This is a genomic window from Streptomyces sp. NPDC052721 (assembly GCF_040678315.1).
GTDB lineage: Bacteria > Actinomycetota > Actinomycetes > Streptomycetales > Streptomycetaceae > Streptomyces.
The window spans coordinates 22,903-40,138 of the sequence record NZ_JBFATL010000025.1 but is presented as its reverse complement, the minus strand read 5'-3'; the positions used below and the strand labels follow the sequence as shown (position 1 = coordinate 40,138).

At 68.3% G+C, this 17,236-nt stretch carries 17 protein-coding genes and 2 pseudogenes; 1 reads left to right on the top strand and 18 read right to left on the bottom strand.

Annotated elements, in window-relative coordinates; all coding sequences use genetic code 11:
• Positions 1 to 139: 139 nt before the first annotated feature.
• The 13 genes and pseudogenes from AB0L21_RS23285 to AB0L21_RS23225 all read right to left on the bottom strand — a co-directional run bounded on the left by AB0L21_RS23285 (position 140) and on the right by AB0L21_RS23225 (position 10,795).
• Positions 140 to 712 carry a hypothetical protein gene (locus AB0L21_RS23285; protein ID WP_365710768.1) on the bottom strand — a complete coding sequence of 191 codons (573 nt, stop codon included), beginning with the start codon at positions 710 to 712 and terminating at the stop codon, positions 140 to 142.
• A 13-nt stretch (positions 713 to 725) separates the two neighbouring features.
• Positions 726 to 2,885: a DUF3289 family protein gene (locus AB0L21_RS23280; RefSeq protein ID WP_365710766.1), complete on the bottom strand. Its 2,160-nt coding sequence runs from the start codon at positions 2,883 to 2,885 to the stop codon at positions 726 to 728.
• A 219-nt stretch (positions 2,886 to 3,104) separates the two neighbouring features.
• Positions 3,105 to 3,347 (bottom strand): helix-turn-helix domain-containing protein, encoded by a 243-nt coding sequence (locus tag AB0L21_RS23275; RefSeq protein ID WP_365786113.1) that lies wholly within the window; start codon positions 3,345 to 3,347, stop codon positions 3,105 to 3,107.
• Positions 3,348 to 3,655: 308 nt separating this feature from the next.
• Positions 3,656 to 3,826 (bottom strand): annotated as a pseudogene (locus AB0L21_RS23270) (transposase); the annotation flags it as partial.
• A 50-nt stretch (positions 3,827 to 3,876) separates the two neighbouring features.
• Positions 3,877 to 5,388 carry a protein kinase gene (locus tag AB0L21_RS23265; protein WP_365786111.1) on the bottom strand — a complete coding sequence of 504 codons (1,512 nt, stop codon included), beginning with the start codon at positions 5,386 to 5,388 and terminating at the stop codon, positions 3,877 to 3,879.
• A gap of 441 nt (positions 5,389 to 5,829) precedes the next feature.
• A pseudogene (locus AB0L21_RS23260) lies at positions 5,830 to 6,103 on the bottom strand (transposase); the annotation flags it as partial.
• Between the two features lie 292 nt (positions 6,104 to 6,395).
• Positions 6,396 to 7,415, bottom strand: coding sequence for a zinc-dependent alcohol dehydrogenase family protein (locus AB0L21_RS23255; protein ID WP_365786109.1), 1,020 nt, complete (start codon positions 7,413 to 7,415; stop codon positions 6,396 to 6,398).
• 90 nt (positions 7,416 to 7,505) lie between these two features.
• Positions 7,506 to 8,096 carry a TetR/AcrR family transcriptional regulator gene (locus AB0L21_RS23250; protein ID WP_365710748.1) on the bottom strand — a complete coding sequence of 197 codons (591 nt, stop codon included), beginning with the start codon at positions 8,094 to 8,096 and terminating at the stop codon, positions 7,506 to 7,508.
• A gap of 306 nt (positions 8,097 to 8,402) precedes the next feature.
• On the bottom strand, positions 8,403 to 8,873 hold the full coding sequence (locus tag AB0L21_RS23245; RefSeq protein WP_365786107.1) for a CGNR zinc finger domain-containing protein: 471 nt from the start codon (positions 8,871 to 8,873) through the stop codon (positions 8,403 to 8,405).
• Between the two features lie 124 nt (positions 8,874 to 8,997).
• Entirely contained in the window at positions 8,998 to 9,516 is a 519-nt protein-coding gene (locus AB0L21_RS23240; protein ID WP_365786218.1) for an aminotransferase class I/II-fold pyridoxal phosphate-dependent enzyme, read from the bottom strand.
• Between the two features lie 35 nt (positions 9,517 to 9,551).
• Positions 9,552 to 9,728 carry an aminotransferase class I/II-fold pyridoxal phosphate-dependent enzyme gene (locus AB0L21_RS23235; protein ID WP_365786105.1) on the bottom strand — a complete coding sequence of 59 codons (177 nt, stop codon included), beginning with the start codon at positions 9,726 to 9,728 and terminating at the stop codon, positions 9,552 to 9,554.
• On the bottom strand, positions 9,698 to 10,063 hold the full coding sequence (locus tag AB0L21_RS23230) for a hypothetical protein (RefSeq protein ID WP_365786103.1): 366 nt from the start codon (positions 10,061 to 10,063) through the stop codon (positions 9,698 to 9,700). The genes AB0L21_RS23235 and AB0L21_RS23230 overlap by 31 nt, the downstream gene beginning before the upstream one ends.
• Before the next feature lie 123 nt (positions 10,064 to 10,186).
• Entirely contained in the window at positions 10,187 to 10,795 is a 609-nt protein-coding gene (locus AB0L21_RS23225) for a DinB family protein (RefSeq protein ID WP_365786101.1), read from the bottom strand.
• Positions 10,796 to 11,153: 358 nt separating this feature from the next.
• Between AB0L21_RS23225 and AB0L21_RS23220 the strand changes: the two genes are divergently transcribed.
• A complete protein-coding gene (locus AB0L21_RS23220; RefSeq protein WP_365709274.1) occupies positions 11,154 to 12,080 on the top strand; it encodes an alpha/beta hydrolase in 927 nt (308 codons plus the stop codon).
• A gap of 184 nt (positions 12,081 to 12,264) precedes the next feature.
• Here AB0L21_RS23220 and AB0L21_RS23215 read toward each other — a convergent pair whose 3' ends face one another.
• The 5 genes from AB0L21_RS23215 to AB0L21_RS23195 form a co-directional block, all read right to left on the bottom strand.
• Complete coding sequence (locus AB0L21_RS23215; protein WP_365786099.1) at positions 12,265 to 12,783, bottom strand: cupin domain-containing protein; 519 nt, start codon at positions 12,781 to 12,783, stop codon at positions 12,265 to 12,267.
• Between the two features lie 612 nt (positions 12,784 to 13,395).
• Positions 13,396 to 13,836 carry a nuclear transport factor 2 family protein gene (locus AB0L21_RS23210; RefSeq protein WP_365786097.1) on the bottom strand — a complete coding sequence of 147 codons (441 nt, stop codon included), beginning with the start codon at positions 13,834 to 13,836 and terminating at the stop codon, positions 13,396 to 13,398.
• A 100-nt stretch (positions 13,837 to 13,936) separates the two neighbouring features.
• Positions 13,937 to 15,142 carry an acyl-CoA dehydrogenase family protein gene (locus AB0L21_RS23205; protein WP_365786095.1) on the bottom strand — a complete coding sequence of 402 codons (1,206 nt, stop codon included), beginning with the start codon at positions 15,140 to 15,142 and terminating at the stop codon, positions 13,937 to 13,939.
• 194 nt (positions 15,143 to 15,336) lie between these two features.
• Positions 15,337 to 16,437, bottom strand: coding sequence for a Gfo/Idh/MocA family oxidoreductase (locus tag AB0L21_RS23200; protein ID WP_365786092.1), 1,101 nt, complete (start codon positions 16,435 to 16,437; stop codon positions 15,337 to 15,339).
• A gap of 53 nt (positions 16,438 to 16,490) precedes the next feature.
• Complete coding sequence (locus AB0L21_RS23195; protein WP_365786090.1) at positions 16,491 to 17,099, bottom strand: nuclear transport factor 2 family protein; 609 nt, start codon at positions 17,097 to 17,099, stop codon at positions 16,491 to 16,493.
• Positions 17,100 to 17,236: the final 137 nt, after the last annotated feature.

The window sequence follows — 17,236 nt, the reverse complement described above, 5'->3', positions numbered from 1 at the left end:
CGAGCACGGCGCCGTCGGCGGTCACCCGGTCCGCGGGGCCCTGCGATGACACGGTCGGCGGTGGTCAGTAACGTGTTCACTGGGGTGGCGGTCTCCTCTCGTGCCTGCTGCTTCCCGGCGAAGCGTTCCGCGAGCCCTCCTACGGGAACTGCTTCTCCTCGCGGCCGATGTCGTCGATCGGGCCGAGGATCGTCCAGCCGGGCCCGAGGGGGCGGGTGGAGCGGAAGCCGTGGGCGTCCGCGTACTCCTCGGCCTCCTCCGCGGTGTCCTCGGGGGCGCGCATGATCGTGTAGCGCGGGGGGTCCTCGTGGTAGAAGCGGTAGAACGTGCGGCCCTCGTCCTTGCGCTGGTAGAGGATCACGCTGACGCCCCAGAGGGCGTCGTACACCTTCTGGTCGCGCGGGGGCGTCGTCGTGCACGTGTCGGAGGGGCGGCCGGGCTCGCGGACGCAGGTCCGGTACCGGCTCCAGTCGATGCGTTCGGCACGGGGGTGTTCCGCGATCAGCTTCCGCATCCGGGCGTCGGCCCGGGCGAAGGCGTCCTCGCGGCGGTCGTACTCCTGCTGCAGCCGGTTGAAGCGCTGCTCGTCGAAGCCGCTGCCGAAGTGGGCCTCCAGGCCCGCGAGGACGGCGGCCCGCCAGGCCAGGTACCCGGCCGTCACGACGAGCAGCGTGACGACCAGGACCCGGCCCGGCGAGCGCCTGTGGGGCATCAGGTCGGCGAGGTCAGAACGTGCCGCTGATGGGGATCTCGATGTCCGCCTGCGCGATCGGCGGGGGGTACTTCCCGTCGAACCGGTCATAGTGCTGGAGCGTAAACCAGTCGATGAAGCCGTACTCCGTGATCTCGTCGTCCGGGTCCAGACCGAAGTGGTCGTAGGAGTGGAAGACGAGCTTGCCGGAGAAGGAGTTGCCCTCGACCTTGTAGTCCTTCAGCGCGATCGTGTGGCCGTGGAACTGGTGGATCGCGATGGACAGGGCGCGCTGGTTGGCGTCCCAGAGCGAGAAGTCGTACACCGGGTACTTCACGTCCTGGCGGAGGAACTCCTGGAAGAGGAAGTTCTTGGAGAGGTCCTCCTGGACCTTGAGCTGATCGGTGCGGCCCTGGTTGTCGATGAGGGACTGCTTGATGATCTGGACGGCCTTGTCGGTGTACGTCTTCTCCTGCGGTGAGGCGCCGACAGCGCGGGAGAGGGCCGTGCCGGAGCCGCGGTAGAGGTAGCGGCCGGGGTCGAAGTTGTCGTCGACGGTGACCGTGCCCGCGCTCTGGCCGCCGCGGCCGTAGCGGAAGGCGTTGCGGAGGTCGTCGACGGACTGGGCATAGTCGGCGTCGGCGCCGACCTTGCCGAAGTTCATGATGTCGTTGAACTCGGCCCACATCAAGAACTCGGGCGTGATGCGGGCGACCCAGAACTCCCAGCCCAGGTCGGTGAGTTCGTCGAAGTTGTAGTCGTTGAAGGTGAGGTCGTCGGCGACGCGCGGGTCGGCCGGGACGGGCGGGTGCTGGGGGTCGGGGGCCTTGCGGCGGCCCTCGCGGAAGGACGACTGGTGGATCAGCATGTCGGTCGGGGGCGGGTCACCCGGGTCTCCGCCGTCGCCGGGGCCGTCGGAGAGGATTCGCTTGCCAGGGGCCTTGGGGCCTGCCTTGTCGAAGGCGTGGCTGTCGAGGACGACGTACTTGGCGGAGCCGTCGGCGGTGGCCGTGATCGTGCTGCCGCTGCGCTGCTGGCCCGACTGCTTGACGAGGTGGCGGGCCTTCTCGTCGTAGCGGTAGAGGGCCGGTGCGGTGCCCTGCGTACGGTCGGGGTCGAGGCGGAAGGTGAGCCTTGCGGCGCCGTCCGCGGGGGCGGAGACCTGGAAGCCGTTGCCGAGGTAGCCCGGAGTGGACTGCGGGAACTCCCGCTGCTCGGCAGGGAGCCTGGTGACCTGGAAGCCGCCGACCTGCTTGGCGCGCAGGCCCTTGAGCGTGGCCTCGGCGGCGGTGGCGCCGCCGTCCGCGCGGCGGGTCACGTCGAAGGCGGAGTTCTTAACGCGGGGGGAGGTGTTGAGCCTCGTCTCCTCGCCGTCCTGGACGCCGTCGCCGTCGGTGTCGGCCTTGGTGGGCTCCGTGCGGAGCTTCAGCTCGCGGGCGTCCGCGAGGCCGTCCTGGTCGGTGTCGGCGCGGGTGGGCGTGGTACGGAGCTTGAGCTCGCGGGCGGCCGTGAGGCCGTCCTTGTCGGGGTCCTCGGCGCCGTCCTTGGTGCCGTCGCCGTCGGTGTCGGCCTTGAGCGGGCTGCTGAAGCGGTAGCCGAGCTCGGCGAAGTCGGAGAGGCCGTCGCCGTCGGTGTCCTCGGACTTGGGGTCGAGCTTGGCGCGCACCTCCAGGTCGTCGGGGAGGCGGTCGCCGTCGGTGTCCTCCGTCGGCGAGATGCCGTGCTTGGCGAAGGACGCCCAGGTCGGGGTATCGGCCTCGGCGCCGGGCTCGGCGCGGTACCAGACGGTCTCGGTCCTGCCCGGCTGGAGGGTGTTCGTGGGGCCGACGCCCTGGAGCGTCGTGCGCGCGTCCTGGGGGGCGGCGAGCTTCGCGGCGGAGGTGTCCGTGATGCGGTCAGAGAGCTCGAAGGTCAGCGACCATTTGGAGACGGGGTGATCGGAGACGTTCTCGAGCTGGAGCCGGGCGACGTACGAGTCCTCCGTCGCTCTGCCGCGGAGGGCGGCCGGGACCTGGCTCCACGCCGCGTCGCCGGGGGCGACCTGGCGGTAGGAGACGTCGACCGTGTTGTCGCGGTAGAGCGTCTCCCCGTCGGTGGCCGCGCCGTCGCCGGGGGTTCCCGCGGCGGCGGGCACGGCCGTGCCGAGGAGAAGGAGTAAGGCCGCGCCGAGGGGCACGGCGGCGCTTCTGTTCATGGGGCCTCCCATGTCTGAAGCCATGTCCGAAGACATGCCTGTTGTCTCGAAGTTGCCGTTGTGTCACGGCAGTTCGGAATCCGGGAAGCTAGCATGCGTGGGGGATGGTTCCCAAGGTGTGGTGGAGGCGAAATTGAGACGTTTGGGAGCTTGGTAAGCCCTGTTCGGCCCCGGAGTCCCAGCTCGGACACCAGGGAACAAGTAACCCACCGGTAGCTTTCAGGGCTTCGTGACCGCGGTTTTCTTCGGCTGGCGAGGCACGGTCCTGGTCTTGTCGAGGTGCCCGTACACCGTCGACCGCGGCACGCCGAACATGTCGGCGATCTGCTGGACCGTGTTTTCCCGCTCCCCGTAGAGCCGTTGGGCGAGCGCGGCCTGGTCCTCGGTGAGCTTCGGCCGACGTCCGCCAACCCGGCCCCGGGCGCGGGCGCGTAGAGCCCGCTGACGAGGCAAAACGGTCACGTCACCGAACCGGAATCAAGATCATCCCGCTAACGCTAATTCCCGTTCCGATGCTCCCGAGGGCCACGTCCGCGTCGGCCAGGTTGGCGCCGATCCACATGTCCGCGCCGGTCAGAACGTCGGTGGGCGCTGCGTAGGGGTCGGAGTCACGGTAGCCAGGCGGGAGTTCGATGCCGGACAGTGGGTGTGTCGCAGGTCGAGGAGAAGGACTTGTCGCGGGTGGCGTCGCGCTGGACGAGGACAGTCAGGGCGGCGTGCACGTCGGCCGGCACCTCTCCGCCCTTCTTACAACGGCTAACACAATCAGTTCAGTTGCCGGTGGTGATCAGGCAGCAGGCGAGTCTGAGGAACGCTTCGTGGATGTCTGCTCGTCGTTCCCAGCGCACACGCAACCGGCGGAAGCCGTGGAGCCAGGCAAAGGTCCGCTCGACCACCCATCGGTAGACGCCGAGGCCGGAGCCGTGCTCGGTGCCGCGCCGTGGGTCCGATGATCTTCTTGGCCGGGTCGGCGCCTTGGCTGGTCAGGTGCTCATTCACCCCAGGCTTCGGTGTCGCTCTTACTCTGACCGTATCGGGCGAGGGCTTCTTTCAGCGCGGTCCGCTGCTGGTCTGTCATCGGCCCGAGGACACAGACTGGAACCATCCCGTTGCGGAGGAGTACATCCTGTCCGTACGGCCACCCTGGCGGGCGGAGTTGGTTACGAGACTTACTGCCTTTCGCGAACTTCACATGGAGACCGGCGCTACATCGATAGGTGCTACTGACGACTTCTTCGATGGCGAACGTCTGCACCTGGTTCCACAGGTATTCATGCTTGGTCAGACCCTTGGTGGTTCTGATGCCCAGCGGCCCAACCCTCAAAGACCAGGCGGACTTGTCAGGGATGTTCGTGAGAAGGCCCAGGAGCATGAACATTCCGAAGAGGATGAGGAATAACCCCGCTATCCCCAAGCCCTCGGCGTGGGGAGCCCGCGCGATCCCCTTGGCCACCAAGATGAAACCGCCCACCATCGCCACAGGCAACAGGATCGCAAAGGTGATGATCCGGGCACGTAGCGGCCGAGTGTCGCTGTAGGCGGACTTGGGCTCCTTTCCTGTCCACGAGATGGAGAACGGACCGTCCGCCCCGGGCGGCTGCTGCGTGGCGCCTGTGCGCGGCGGCTGCACAACCGTGGTCGGCAGGTCCGACGTTCCCTCATTCGTCGGGTCAAAGGCCGCCTGCAGTTGCCGGAGACGTTCATGGACCTGCTGGGCCGACTGGGGGCGTCGGTCAGGATCGCGTTGCAGAAGCTCGGCAACGAGCGCCGTCAGCTGAGTGGGTAGGTCGGGGCGGAGTGAATCAAGTCGTGGCGCTTCTTCGTCGAGTTTGCGCCGCATGACCGCGATGCCGTTGTGTCCGGTGAACGGCGGTCGACGAGCGAGCATGGCAAAGAGCACGCCGCCGAGGGCATACAGGTCGGAGCGTTCGTCGCCGCGCTCGGTGAGGAACTGTTCCGGCGCACCGTACTCCACGGTGCCTGCCGGAGTCAGCTGGGAGGAGCGTGCCACGGTGAACGTGGCCTGGACGAACCCCGCAATCCCGAAGTCCACGACCTTCACCCGGCCGTCCGGGGTGAGCATCACGTTCTGCGGCTTGATGTCGTAATGGATGACGTGGGCCTGGTGCGCGGCTGCCAGAGCCGTACAGATCCCGCCGGCGATTTCCAGGGCCCGGGCCAGGGGTATGGGCTGCTCGGTATAGATGTGCTCGCTGAGCGTCGCACCCTCAACCTTCTCCATGACCAGGAACAGCATGTCCTCGTGGACCCCCCGGTCGTGCAGGGCAACCACGTTCGGATGGTTGATCTGCGCGGCAGCCACCGCCTCGCGCTCAAACCGCTGGGGCAGTTCCGGGTGACCGGCCCCGTCGAGGTCGAGCAGTTTGATCGCGACGTCACGGTGGAGAGTGCGGTCCCGTGCGGCCCATACTTCGCCCATACCACCCCGGCCCAGCCGCTTGAGCAGCTCGTAACGGCCCGCGATCAGTTCCCCGAGCTCCACGCCCACCTCCGTTGGCTCTGGCATGCCAATTTCAGAGTACGGTCGGCGGCTTCAGTAACACTGGCGAACGGGCATCCCGCCGCAGCTCCGTTCGCGTCTTTTCCGGTCCCGTAGACGAAACGAACAGGTCGTTCATCCCGCCCTCGAGGAACTGACGTCGGTCGTCCACGCCTTCATGGTGCCTACCTCGCTTTGCCCGCTTCAGGCGGCTGTGCCGAAACAGGCAGAGGCCAGGTGGTCCTGCTCGCGCAGCGGGGTGAAGTCGACGTCCAGCTTCGGGTCGTACGCCTCTGGCTGGATGCCGAGCGGGGGGTAAGTCCGATCGTCGGCACGCGCAGCGGGCCGCTTAGCATCCGTGCCGTGGTCCAGCTATCCGATGAGTTGATCAAGCTGGAACGATCCGCTGAGGAAGAACGCGCCAAGCTCGCCGGCCTGACCGGTGAGGAGGGCCTGGTCCAGGTGCATGACGGCAGCGTCGTGGTGGACGCGCATGGTGGTGGAGTCGACGCTGACCAGGGTCAGGTCCACGATGCCCCGCTGTGCTGCTGCCCCAATCAAGGCCCCCCCCACCAGGCCCTTGAAGACGCCGGCGTCGCGCCACTGCCGGAAGCGGTTGTGCACGGTCCACCAGGCGCCGAACTCCTGCGGCATCTCCCCGCCACTGCCCGCCGGTCCTGAACCGCCAGATCACGCCTTCGAACCGCCGTCGCAACCGGTACGGCCCGATGAACTCCCACTTTCGTCGCTCAGTTGCATGGGCGTCATGGAGGACGCTCTACCGGTCCAGGCAAGCCCGAGAAGATCAGCGGCGGCAATCCGCAGCCTCATCGACACCTGGCCGCTCACCCCGGTGTACAGCCACGGAAAGTACATGGACATATTCACCGCCAACAGCCTCGCCCTCGTGTTCTCGCCGTAAGTGACAAGCACGGGGACATCCGGCTGCCGCACCGCTGCCTCAGGCCCCGGGCCCGGCGTCACCGCCCAGGGCCCGGGGAGCCAAGGGGTCACTCCGCGACGTCAACGACGATCTTGCCCGCGGCCGTTCCGTTCTCCACCGCCTCGTGGGCCTCGTGGACCGTACGAAGGGTGAAATGCCGGGGATCGACCATGGGCATGAGCGCCCCGGCATCAGCGAGGGCGGCCACCTCCCGCAGAATCTCCCCGTGGTGTTCCCGGCCTCGGCCGGTCAGCATGGGCAGCAGCGTGAAGACTCCCGAGTAGGTGGCCCCGCGGAACGACAGCGGCGCAATGCTGTGGGTGCCCCAGCCCAGGGCGCTCACCACATGACCGGTGTAGGTACGCACCGCGGTGAAGGAGGCGTCCAGCGTTTCGCCGCCGACGGTGTCGAAGACGATGTCGAAGCCCTCACCGCCGGTGTGCTGGGCGACGTAGTCCTCGACCGGGGTGGTTGTGTAGTCGATTGGCGTCGCTCCGAGGCGGGCGATGGTCTCCAGGCTGCGGGCCGATCCGGTGGCGAAGACCTCGGCTCCTCGCGCCCGGGCGATCTGAATGGCCACATGCCCGATGCCGCCCGCCCCGCCGTGGACGAGGACCCGCTGGCCGGACCTCACCTGTGCCCGGTCCACCAGTCCCTCCCACGCCGTGATGGAGATCAGCGGCAGTGCCGCCGCTTGCCGCAGGCTCAGGGAAGCCGGCTTGTGCGCGAGCAGCTGGGCGTCGACGGCCGCGTATTCGGCGAGCGACCCCTGCAGGTCGCCAACGCCGCCAGTGAGCCCGTACACCTCGTCGCCCGGGGCGAAGCCGGTGACCTCGGGGCCGACGGCCTCGACCACACCGGCCATGTCCAGTCCGAGGACGGCGGGGAGCCGGCTGCGTGCGTGGGCGGCCTTGCCGGCCCGGATCTTGGTGTCCAGCGGGTTCACGCCACTGGCCGCTACCCGTACCAGCACCTGTCCCGGCCCCGCGACAGGGGTCGTGCGCTCGCTCAGGGTCAGTGGGCTGCCGAACTGCTCCAGTACGACCGCGCGCATGGTGGCGGCAACCGCGGGGCGGGAGGAGGTCATAAGATTTCCTTTCGAACAGACAGGTCTGTCTTCTTTTGATCTGACGATCCCTCATGCGCCCCGAGAGGGAGACATGAGGGCCTGAAAGGGTCAGGTGGTGGCAGGAGCCGGGCAGGAACGCGTGACCGCGAGCCGTGCCGCCTCCTTGGCGGCGGCGGGCATGGCCGGGTCCTGCTCGAGCCTGCCGGCCGCCAGGGTCCCGTCGACCAGCAGGGTGAGCTGCAGCGCCAGCTGGTCGGGGTCGTCGGCCCCGGCCGCCTCGGCCAGGTCGCGCACCCACGCACGCACCGCTCGCTTGTGCTCGACGGTCACGGCGTGCGGGAGGCTTCCCTGCTCACTCTCGGCGGCGGCATTGATGAACGGACAGCCGTGAAATCCGTGCCGCTCGTAGGATGCGGAGACCGCGTCGAACAGACCCACCAGCTGATCGCGGGGATTGTCGCCGGCAGCCAGCGCGGCGGCGCGTAGTTTGCCGCGCCAGGAGACGTCGGCGCGCCGCAGATAGGCAGCGGCCAGTTCATCCTTGGACGGGAAGTGCACATACAGGGTGGACTTGGCGACGCCTGATTCGGCGATGATGCGGTCGACACCCACGCCGCGCAGCCCATGGGCGGAGAACAGCTCTTCCGCCGTCGTAAGGATGCGCTCTCGCGCCGGGAGATGCTTGGCCGTGGCAGGCATGGCAGACACCGACCTCTCCTGGATCCCTCGGATTCGTCACCCGAACTCTAACAGACAGGTCTGTCCGATCAGGCGGCAGAACGACGCGGGCACCTGGTTTGCGCCGCTACGGCAACCGATGGCCGGTGCGCATGCACGAGGTCAGCCGGCCAGTGCTGCCCCAGCCTCGCCCGCCGTAAGAGCCGCTGGCGCGGACCCTGCATCGAAGGCCCAGCCGATGCTCCGATCCGTGTGACGGAAACTGCCTAACACCTGAACATCTGAGTCGACTCCGGTCGACTCACGTCCACGCGCCACGGTGTAGCGTCAGCCGGCCCCCTGCCGCCGCCGCTTGCGGTAGTTGGCCACCTTGTGTCGGTTCCCGCACTCGGCCATGCCGCACCAGCGCCGGTTGGCGGACCGCGACAGGTCCACGAAGAGGCGGGTGCAGTCCTCGTTGAGGCATTCCCGCAGGCGAGCGAAGTCGGCACCGCTCAGCAGGTCCAGGGCATCCCGGGCCACCGCGCCGAGCACCTCGTCGACGCCTCCGGTACGGGTCAGATGACCGGCCTCCTCGAGTTGGTGCCTCGGCAGCGGCAGACGGGCCGCCTCGTTCACCTCGGCGAGCGCTTCCCGGACCGCGCTGTCCGCGGCCGGTGCCAGGGGCCATGCGCGGATCAGCGCGTACACAGCTTCCCTGAGACGGCACGTCCTCGACAGGGCGCGGGGGTCCAGTGGACCGGGCGCGTCGAGCAGTCCGGCCTGGTGGACCAGCGTCGCAGGTCGTCCGGACAGCACAGCAGTTCGATGCGCCGACTTCGTCGCCAGAGCAGGGTGCCCGCGAGGTCGAGGGAGAGCCGCCCGCTGACGAACACGAAGTCATCCACGGATCCATGCTGCCAGGTGACGTCCGGCACCTTCGTCACCCCTCCCGGCCGCCCAGCGCGGCTGTGACTCGGGCCAGGATCTCGTCCAGCACCTGCTGCGAGGTGCCGAAGTTCACCCGGAGGAACTCGTCGGCCTCCGGGCCGAAGGAGGAACCGCCGTCGAGCAGGACCCGGCCGTCTCGGAGCACCTTCTCCACCGGCGGTTGGCCCAGGCCGAGCGGCCGGGTGTCCAGCCATGCCAGGTAGGTGGCCTCGGGCAGGTGGTGGCGGACCTGCGGGAGCCGGTCGCGCAGCACCTCGTGGACGCGCCGGCGATTGCGGTCCAGTACGGTCAGGAGATCGCGCTGCCAGGCGTCGCCGTGCTCCCACGCTGCCAGGGTGGCGACGACACCGAGCGGTGAGACGGTGCCGTACAGGTCGGGCGGCTGCGCGTCGCGCAGCGCGAGGAGGCGGTCCGGGCCGTAGTGCGTCACGGCACAGCGGATGGCGGCCAGGTTGAACGCCTTCGTGGCGGAGGTCAGGGTCACCGTGCGGCGGGCGGCGTCGTCGGACAGGCTCGCGAAAGGGATGTGCCGGTGGGGGGCGTAGGTCAGCTCGGCGTGGATCTCGTCGCTGTGACGAGCAGGTCGTGTCGTCGCGCGATCGCCGCGATCTCGCCGAGTTCGTGCCGCGTCAGCGCCCGGCCGGTGGGGTTGTGCGGGTTGACCAGGACGAGCGCCTTGCAGGCGGACCGCTTCACCGAGGTGTCCAGGGCGGCGAAGTCCATGCGCCAGCCGTCACCGCCGTCCGCATCGGAACGGGCACGATCCGCCGGTTCATCGTCCGCAACGTCGCCAGGAACGGCGGGTAGTTGGGCGTCTGCACCGCCACCGCGTCGCCGTCCGACGTGGCGAGGTGGAGGACGAGTTGCAGGCATTGGATGAGGTCGGTCTGCTCGCGCACGCGGTGCCCCGACGCGGCCCATCCGAACCGCTCGGCCATCCGCTTGGCGAAGGCCATACGCAGCGGACTGCCGTCCGGCCAGTCCCGGTAACCGAGATCGCACCGGTCGACGGCCTCACGCAGCGCGGCCACCACCGGCGGCGGGGTGGGAAAGTCCATGTCGGCCACCCACGCCGGCAGGACGTCCCGCTCCGGGCGGTGCCACTTCACGCTGCCGCGAGCGCGCAGCCAGTCGAGGCCGAGATCGTCGAAGCCGGGAACGTCCCGACCCCGGTACGGCGTTCACGCGGACTCCCCCGCTCGCAGGAGATCCCGGGTGATCTGCACCTGCCCGTGGTGTTGGGCCAGTTCCTCCAGTACGTGGAGCTGGACGCCCTGCACGCTCAAGGGACGCTCCGGGCCCTCGAACTCGGCCGGAGGCGCGTTGCGCGGCGGATCGGACGGCAGCGTCCCGTCGAGGTCCGCCTCCAGGCGCGCGAAGAGCGCGTCGGCCTCCCTCCGCAGGCGCTGTGCGTCCCCCTTCGCCGTGAACTCGGCCGGCCGGTCGCGGTCGACGTGACGTCCCTCGACCACATGGCCCAGCCAGTAGTCGGCCACACCCACGCAGTGGTACGCGATGGCGTAGGGGCAGTTGGCGCCGGGCAGAGGCGGCGCCGTGTTGCCGATCGACGGTCGGTCTTGCCTATCACACGAAAACCATGCAGGCGGGCCACAGATCAGAGGAAAAGAGTAACCATCTTGAGCAGTGTCATCAGGATGACGAGCCTGCCGGGGTGACCGACGGCAGCGCGCCCCGGCACCACCGGGTCGGCGGCCAGGACGGCTTGGGGGAGCCTGGCGGGCGGCGCCGCCCGCAGCAGCGGCGGCACGCGTGCGGGTGCTCCCGATCACCGGCGTCACCCTAGCCGGGCACCTGCACCTGTCCGGCTTGACCGCGGGCTTGGCTTTCAAGCACGCGGTGCTGTGTGGAAGGAGCAGCGCCGAGGCGCTCCGTCGCAGCGGATAAGGAGGGCGAACCGGTGTCGTCGGCTGCTCACCACTCGGCCCGGAGCGCGCCCCTGAAGCTTTCGCGGCTCTTCTGTGAACCGGCAGCCCGCCTGTCACTCGAATGCCCGTTTCGGAGTGCCCTTAGGGGAGGGCACTCCGACGATCGGAAGCCGGAGACGACAAGGAAGGCGGGCAGATGAGCGCATCCCAGTCCAGGGCCCATGGCGGTTTCATACGCAGCCTGGGCCTGCTTGCGGCCTGTATGGCGACATGCGGCGCGGCGGTGTCACCAGCCTTCGCCGACGGCACTGCACCGCGGACCGGTGACAAGCCCACCATTGTTCTCGTGCACGGCGCGTTCGCCGACGCATCCGCCTGGACCGGGGTGGTCGAGCGCTTGCGGGCCGCCGGGTATCCGGTCATGGCTCCGGCCAACCCGCTGAGAGGGCTGCAGTACGACGGTGCCTACACCGCGAGCGTACTGCGCAGCATCAAGGGCCCCGTTGTGCTGGTCGGTCACTCCTACGGTGGTGCGGTCATCAACGAGGCGGCTCTCAGCAGCCCGAACGTGAAAGCGCTGGTATTCGCGGCCGGTTTCATTCCGGCGAAGGGCGAGAGCGCCAGCGAACTCGCAGCCAAATACCCCGGCAGTACCCTGGGGCAGACACTGACACAAGTACCCTTCCCGCTCGCTGGCGGCGGTACCGGAACGGACCTGTACATCAAGCAGGAACTGTTCCACAAGCAGTTTGCCGCCGACGTCGCCCCGACGAAGGCCGCGGTCATGGCGGCCACCCAACGTCCCGTGGCCGCTCAAGCCCTTGAAGACAGAGCAAGCGGAGAGGCGTGGCAGGACATTCCCTCGTTCGACCTGATCGCAAGCGACGACAAGAACATCCCGGCCGCGGCGCAGCGTTGGATGGCGAAGAGGGCCAACGCCGTCTCAGTCGAGGTACCGTCATCGCACGCGGTTCCTGTTTCGCACCCCGAGGCCATGGCCCGGCTCATAGAGCGTGCGGCAGGCCTGCGCTCGGTGACCTCTCCCAGCCTCGCGGCCACCGGCGACCGTATCTGGATCATGGTCGGTGTGGCCGCAGGTGCCGCAACGCTGGGTGCAGGTCTCGTCACGGCGATCCGTCGGCGCGGGAACACCGGGCCCGCACAGGAACCCGGCACCCACCCGACGTGACGGCCGGGCCGGCCTGCCCACCACCCGCCCCGGAAAGCGAAAGGGTCGCCGACTCCGTCGACGGACCTCACGAAAGATCCAGGTCAGGTGCATCCGACCGGTGGTCTTCATATGGCCGGTGGTGAACGCTCTTGGGTCCCGTCGGCTCGGTCGCAGGCTGGGTCCGAGTTCCGCGCCTTCGGGCTTATCCCTCAGGCAGGATCGTCACGTTCTCCTCGAGTAGGCCGTCGACCAGGGCGGCATACCGTTCGGGCCCCCAGAGGGGAGACGTCTCCCCCTCGACGGGCGCGTCCCCGTACCTGATGAAGAAGCGCTCGTGTCCACCCGGGGTGTACATGAACAGGAAAGTCACGTCCTTGTCACCCACGTTCTTGAATCGGTGACGCGTATCCCGTGGAACGAAGACGAAGTCACCGCTGCTCACGGTGAATATCCTTTCACCGAGGAGGAATTCCAGCTCACCGTCCAGGACGTAGAAGGCCTCGTCCTCGTTGCCGTGGGCGTGCGCGACCGGCCCGCCACCCGGCGGGACGACGGCCTTGGCGAATCCCAGGACACCGTTGGTGTCGTCAGCAGTCACCTTGATCGTGTAGGTGTCGCCGGCGAGCCAGCGAGCGGTGCCCTCGCCCCGGCGGACGTGGACCCCCTCCTCGCGCGTCCAACGCGGGTCGCTCTTGTCGGGAACAGGGAAGGGAAAACTCATGTGCTCTCCTTGATGTCGTCGCAAGATGCTGCTGTGATGCGATGGCATGCTGCGGCCGAGGCATCGATTCGGGTCGTTCCCGTGAGGGTGTCGGGCGCAGCGCTGTGTACGAAGGGCCGGGGTCCTAGCCGAAGAAGTCCTTGAGCACCGTCGCCACCGACAGGCTCAGCCCCCGAAGTACCGGCGGATCACCGTCTGCACTCGCATGCGATGAACACGCGGTGGAGCTGTGGAGGAAGGAGACGTGTCCGCGGGCAAACGCCTCGCGGCGGCGTGTTGGGACTTGGACGTCGCGAGGACGCGGCCGGCTCTGCGTGAGGCCGCCCTGCGCGTGTACTCGGGGACGGCGTGGACACCTCCGTCATCAGGGGGGCAGATCCCACCACAGGGACCTCGGTCGCGGCCCAGTGCTGCTACGGACCCGGCGAGCCGAGCCGCTATCCACCGGCTCCGCACCCTTCTGCTGTTGAGAGGGGCACGCACGTACTCGTCCTGGCGCGACTGGTGTGACCTGCGCGTGCAGGCCCATATCCAGCTCGGCGCCTTGTCGTGGTGATCGGGACACCCTCCACACCCACCCGCCGCGTAGGTCACGTGGTTGGTCGGTGCCTGTCAGTCGTCGGGGAATCCGCCCTCAAGAGGGCCGAGCCTCAGGCGCTGGAGGTCCATCCGGTGGATCAGCCAGCGGTTGTTCACCTTGCGGTATTCCTCCTTGTAGTGTCCCCAGCCGTGGATGCCCTTGGGTGCCTCGCCGGGGTGACTGGGGAAGGTCACGATGTCCTCCATGCCCCAGATACCGCGGGCTGTCCGAGGGCCGGTGATCTCGATTTCCGGCATGCTCACGCTGTGCACGCTCGTCGAATCGCCCAGCCATTCCCGGGCGAGGGAGATAAAGTCCTCGACTGACTCGTCGTCGCCGCCGAGGGTAGAGCGGGCGTCATCGGTGAACAGGTCCCGCAGCCCTTGCCAGTTGCGCGTGTCGACGAAACGGCAGTAGCGCGCCTTGAGCTTCTTGATCTCTTCGATGTCTGACAGTGTCTGGTATTCGGACATGGCGCTCTCCGGGTGTGTTCCTATGTGTGGGCTTTAGCAGGGTTGGTCCCGTCGACTCGAGGGCCTCTCCTTGCCGCGAGACATCAGCGGCGATTCCGGGTCAGACCATGAGGCTCACTCGCTCGTTCACCCCCAGTAGTGTCTTGCCGTAGACCTCCAGGCCGACGGCAGGGATCAGCCCGGCGTGTCGTGCTGCGGTGTTCGCGTCGCGCCAAATGCGCTGCAAGGGGGTTGTCTCGGCGAACGCGGAGGCGCCGTGGGCGTCCAACAGGATGCCTATGGCCTCGAGGATCTGGCGAGCCGCATAGCCCGCCTGAGCTCTGAGGTGGGCGCGCGCTGGGTAGTCCAACGGACCGGCAGCGGCCGCCTGGTCGACCTGCGAGGTCGCGCGGTGTGTGTGCAGCCGGGCTGTCTCGATCTTCATCGCCGCCTCGGCCACCTGCAGTTGGATGCCCACCGAGTCCGCCTGCCGGCCGTGGACGGTGAACGACAGCGGCTTGGAGGCGGCCGCCTGCACCACCGCGTCCAGAGCCGCTTTGCCCAGTCCGAGCAGCGGACCGAGCAGACACAACAGCAACATCGGGCCGAACGAGGCGCCGTACAGCGCCTCCTCGCGGTTCGTACGGGGGTAGACCCCCTCGGACGCCGTCGGGACCGACAGGACTCGGTGCTCGGGAACGAACACGGACTTTCCCACAAGGGTGTTGCTGGCGGTACCCCGCATCCCGGCTGTGTGCCAGGTGTCCTCCATGACCAGTTCCGACGCGGGAATCAGCACCAGAGCCTGGTCCGCGACCGCACCGTTCTCGTCCTTCAGGAGTGCGCCGACTGCCGCCCAGGTTGCGTAGGGAGCACCCGAGTTGTACGACCAGCGGCCGGTGACCCGCCAGCCGCCCGGCACCCGCTCTCCGACACCCGTTGGCGCCGCCACGCCGGTCACCCGCGCATCGGGGTCGGCACCGAACACCTCCTCCTGCGCTTGGTCCGGGAAGAGACAAGCCAGCCAGTTCGTCACAGAAATGATCATTGCGACCCAGGCCGCCGAGCCATCGGCTGCACCGAGCACCTCCGAGACGCCGGTCAGAGTGCCCAGGTCAGCTTCCTGACCGCCGTACCGCTTCGGTGTCAACAACCGGAAGATGCCGGCGTCGGACAGTGCCCGGACGACCTCGGCCGGTACAGCGCGGTCGCTGTCACCGCGAGCGGCGTGCTCCCGCAGCAGCGGCTGCAAAGCGGCCGCTGCTGCGACCGGATCGACTCTGAGGCCGGCGTCGACCGGCCCGCTGGGCACACCGTTCGTGGACATGGGGCTATGCATGCTCGTCTTCTCCGTTGTGGTCATGGGACGTGTGCTCGAAGCTGACGTGTCGGCGGGTGACAGGGTTCGCCGACCCGTCTTATGCCGATGCGCAATTCATTAGCGATCGTTCGATATATATCCGGCGGTTGGCGGGTCCGCAGCCTCCATAGCATCGGGGTGATGCGGCGAACTGGCGCGACTCAGCCGAGGGTCTGCGCGGTCTTCTGCCGTGATGCGTTCCCAATGGCGTGCAGGAGCTGGTGGCGGGTGTGGGCGTAAGCGAAGTCGGGAACCGTGCGGGTTCCCTCGCGCAGGTCCCGTCCCAGATGGGTGTAGAGCGCGGCAACGTTTTTGGCCGGACCGATGAGGCCCGCAGGGATGTCGGCCGAGTACTCGGCGGGCACTTCGAGCGTGGAGACTGTCGCATCCTCGCCGAAGCCGGCCTGGAGGGTGAGGTCGGTCACCTGGACGTTGCCCCAGGGGGCGGTCAGGACGATGTCACCGTCCGTGCCGTTGATCTCCCAGCGGAAGTTGTCGCCGCGCGAGGCACCACCGCGGTAGAAGACCGAGGCGGCGGCGCCGTTCTCAAGCGTACCGATGAGGGAGATCTGGTCCGGGGCGGTCACCGGGATGACGGTGTCGCCATCGTCGGTCACGGTCACCTCCGTGCGGCCGCGCACGAGATTGGCCGACAGGTGCTCGAACTCCCCGAGGGTGACGTTGAGCGCGTCGATGGCGTGCAGGGCGGCGCCGGACAGGGGGGTCGCGCCCTGGGTGTCGTCGTACCAGTAGGTGTGCGCTTTGGTGGTCTGCCCGTTCCAGACCATTCCGGAGCCGACCAGGGTGGTGCCGATGACCCGGCCGATTCGGCCGTCCTCGATCAGGCGCCGCGCGTAGCGCAACTCGGGATGGTAACGCCCTTGGAGGCCGATGACGGTGCGCACTCCGGCGGCCTCCGCGCGCCGGGTCAGCTCGGTGGCCTCGGCCAGGTTCAGGGCGAGCGGCCACTCGGAGTAGACGGTTTTCCCGGCGTCGATCGCCGCCGAGACCAGCTCCCGGTGGTGCGGAACCTTGACCGCCACCACGACGACGTCGACCCCCGGGTGGGCCAGCAGCGCGGCATGGTTGTCGAAGGCCGCCTCGACGCCGAACTCCCGCACGGCCGCCTCCGCGGACTCGCGGCGCGAGGTGCTGACGGCCCGGAGCTCGAAGTCCGGTAGCGCCCGCAGAGCCGGGATGTGGCTGATGGAGGCCCAGCCACCCGGACTGCCACCAATGATTCCGACACCAATGGTGCTCATGTTGTCACTCCTGTGAGAGCGGCCCTGTGCGGGCCGAGGGTTGTGGTCGACGATTACTTCTGTGCGGCGGACGGCGTCCAGTTGGGGACGGGGTCCTCCCGGAACCGGGACAGCACGGTGCTGGAGATGTACCAGTGACCGTTGATGCGCTGATAGGTGTCGTGGTACTGACCGTAACCGTGGAAGCCGTTTTTGTAGCTCGAGCCCGGCGGGAAACTCACGTAGTCCTCCATCGCCCAGATCGCTGACGCACGGTTTCCGCGCACCTCGATCTCGGGCAGGAAACCCTGGTGGGCAGTGGGCGCGTCACCCAGGAGCGCCGCCGTCTTCTCGGCGAGTTCCTTGCCGCTGCTGTACTTCGCGCCCACGTCGATGGTGGGGTGGGCGGTGAAGAGGGCGGCCAGCTTGGACCACTGCTTGCTGTCGAGGTAGCGGAAGTAGCGTGCCTTCACCTGGCGGATGTCCTCGACGTCAGCCAGCTGCTGCAGTGTGGCCGCGTCGCGTGCCGCAGCGGTTTGGGCCGGATGATGCGCCGCGGACGCGGACGGGGAGGCCCAGGCCGCCGCGCCCGCACCCCCGCCGACCAGCAGTGCGGCTACCGCGGCTGCGCCGACCATACGTGAACGCCATGCTGAGGGCGTGCGGGATTCGTGCGTGTCCATGCTGATTCCTTTCGACGCCGCCCCAGTACGTGGGCGACGGGCACTGAGGGTCTGGGCCCTTGGGCGACCGGCCTGGCACTCGACCGTGGGAATGCCTTGCTACCGGTGTGTCGCGATCAGGCGCTGCCATCTCAGTG

What these genes read in the sequence shown, in the direction of transcription:
- AB0L21_RS23285 (WP_365710768.1), bottom strand. Translation starts at nt 712, where the DNA reads ATGCCCCACAGGCGCTCGCCGGGCCGGGTCCTGGTCGTCACGCTGCTC.
- AB0L21_RS23280 (WP_365710766.1), bottom strand. Translation starts at nt 2,885, where the DNA reads ATGAACAGAAGCGCCGCCGTGCCCCTCGGCGCGGCCTTACTCCTTCTC.
- AB0L21_RS23255 (WP_365786109.1), bottom strand. Translation starts at nt 7,415, where the DNA reads ATGACCTCCTCCCGCCCCGCGGTTGCCGCCACCATGCGCGCGGTCGTA.
- AB0L21_RS23250 (WP_365710748.1), bottom strand. Translation starts at nt 8,096, where the DNA reads ATGCCTGCCACGGCCAAGCATCTCCCGGCGCGAGAGCGCATCCTTACG.
- AB0L21_RS23235 (WP_365786105.1), bottom strand. Translation starts at nt 9,728, where the DNA reads ATGGACTTCGCCGCCCTGGACACCTCGGTGAAGCGGTCCGCCTGCAAG.
- AB0L21_RS23230 (WP_365786103.1), bottom strand. Translation starts at nt 10,063, where the DNA reads ATGGACTTTCCCACCCCGCCGCCGGTGGTGGCCGCGCTGCGTGAGGCC.
- AB0L21_RS23220 (WP_365709274.1), top strand. Translation starts at nt 11,154, where the DNA reads ATGGCGACATGCGGCGCGGCGGTGTCACCAGCCTTCGCCGACGGCACT.
- AB0L21_RS23215 (WP_365786099.1), bottom strand. Translation starts at nt 12,783, where the DNA reads ATGAGTTTTCCCTTCCCTGTTCCCGACAAGAGCGACCCGCGTTGGACG.
- AB0L21_RS23210 (WP_365786097.1), bottom strand. Translation starts at nt 13,836, where the DNA reads ATGTCCGAATACCAGACACTGTCAGACATCGAAGAGATCAAGAAGCTC.
- AB0L21_RS23205 (WP_365786095.1), bottom strand. Translation starts at nt 15,142, where the DNA reads ATGTCCACGAACGGTGTGCCCAGCGGGCCGGTCGACGCCGGCCTCAGA.
- AB0L21_RS23200 (WP_365786092.1), bottom strand. Translation starts at nt 16,437, where the DNA reads ATGAGCACCATTGGTGTCGGAATCATTGGTGGCAGTCCGGGTGGCTGG.
- AB0L21_RS23195 (WP_365786090.1), bottom strand. Translation starts at nt 17,099, where the DNA reads ATGGACACGCACGAATCCCGCACGCCCTCAGCATGGCGTTCACGTATG.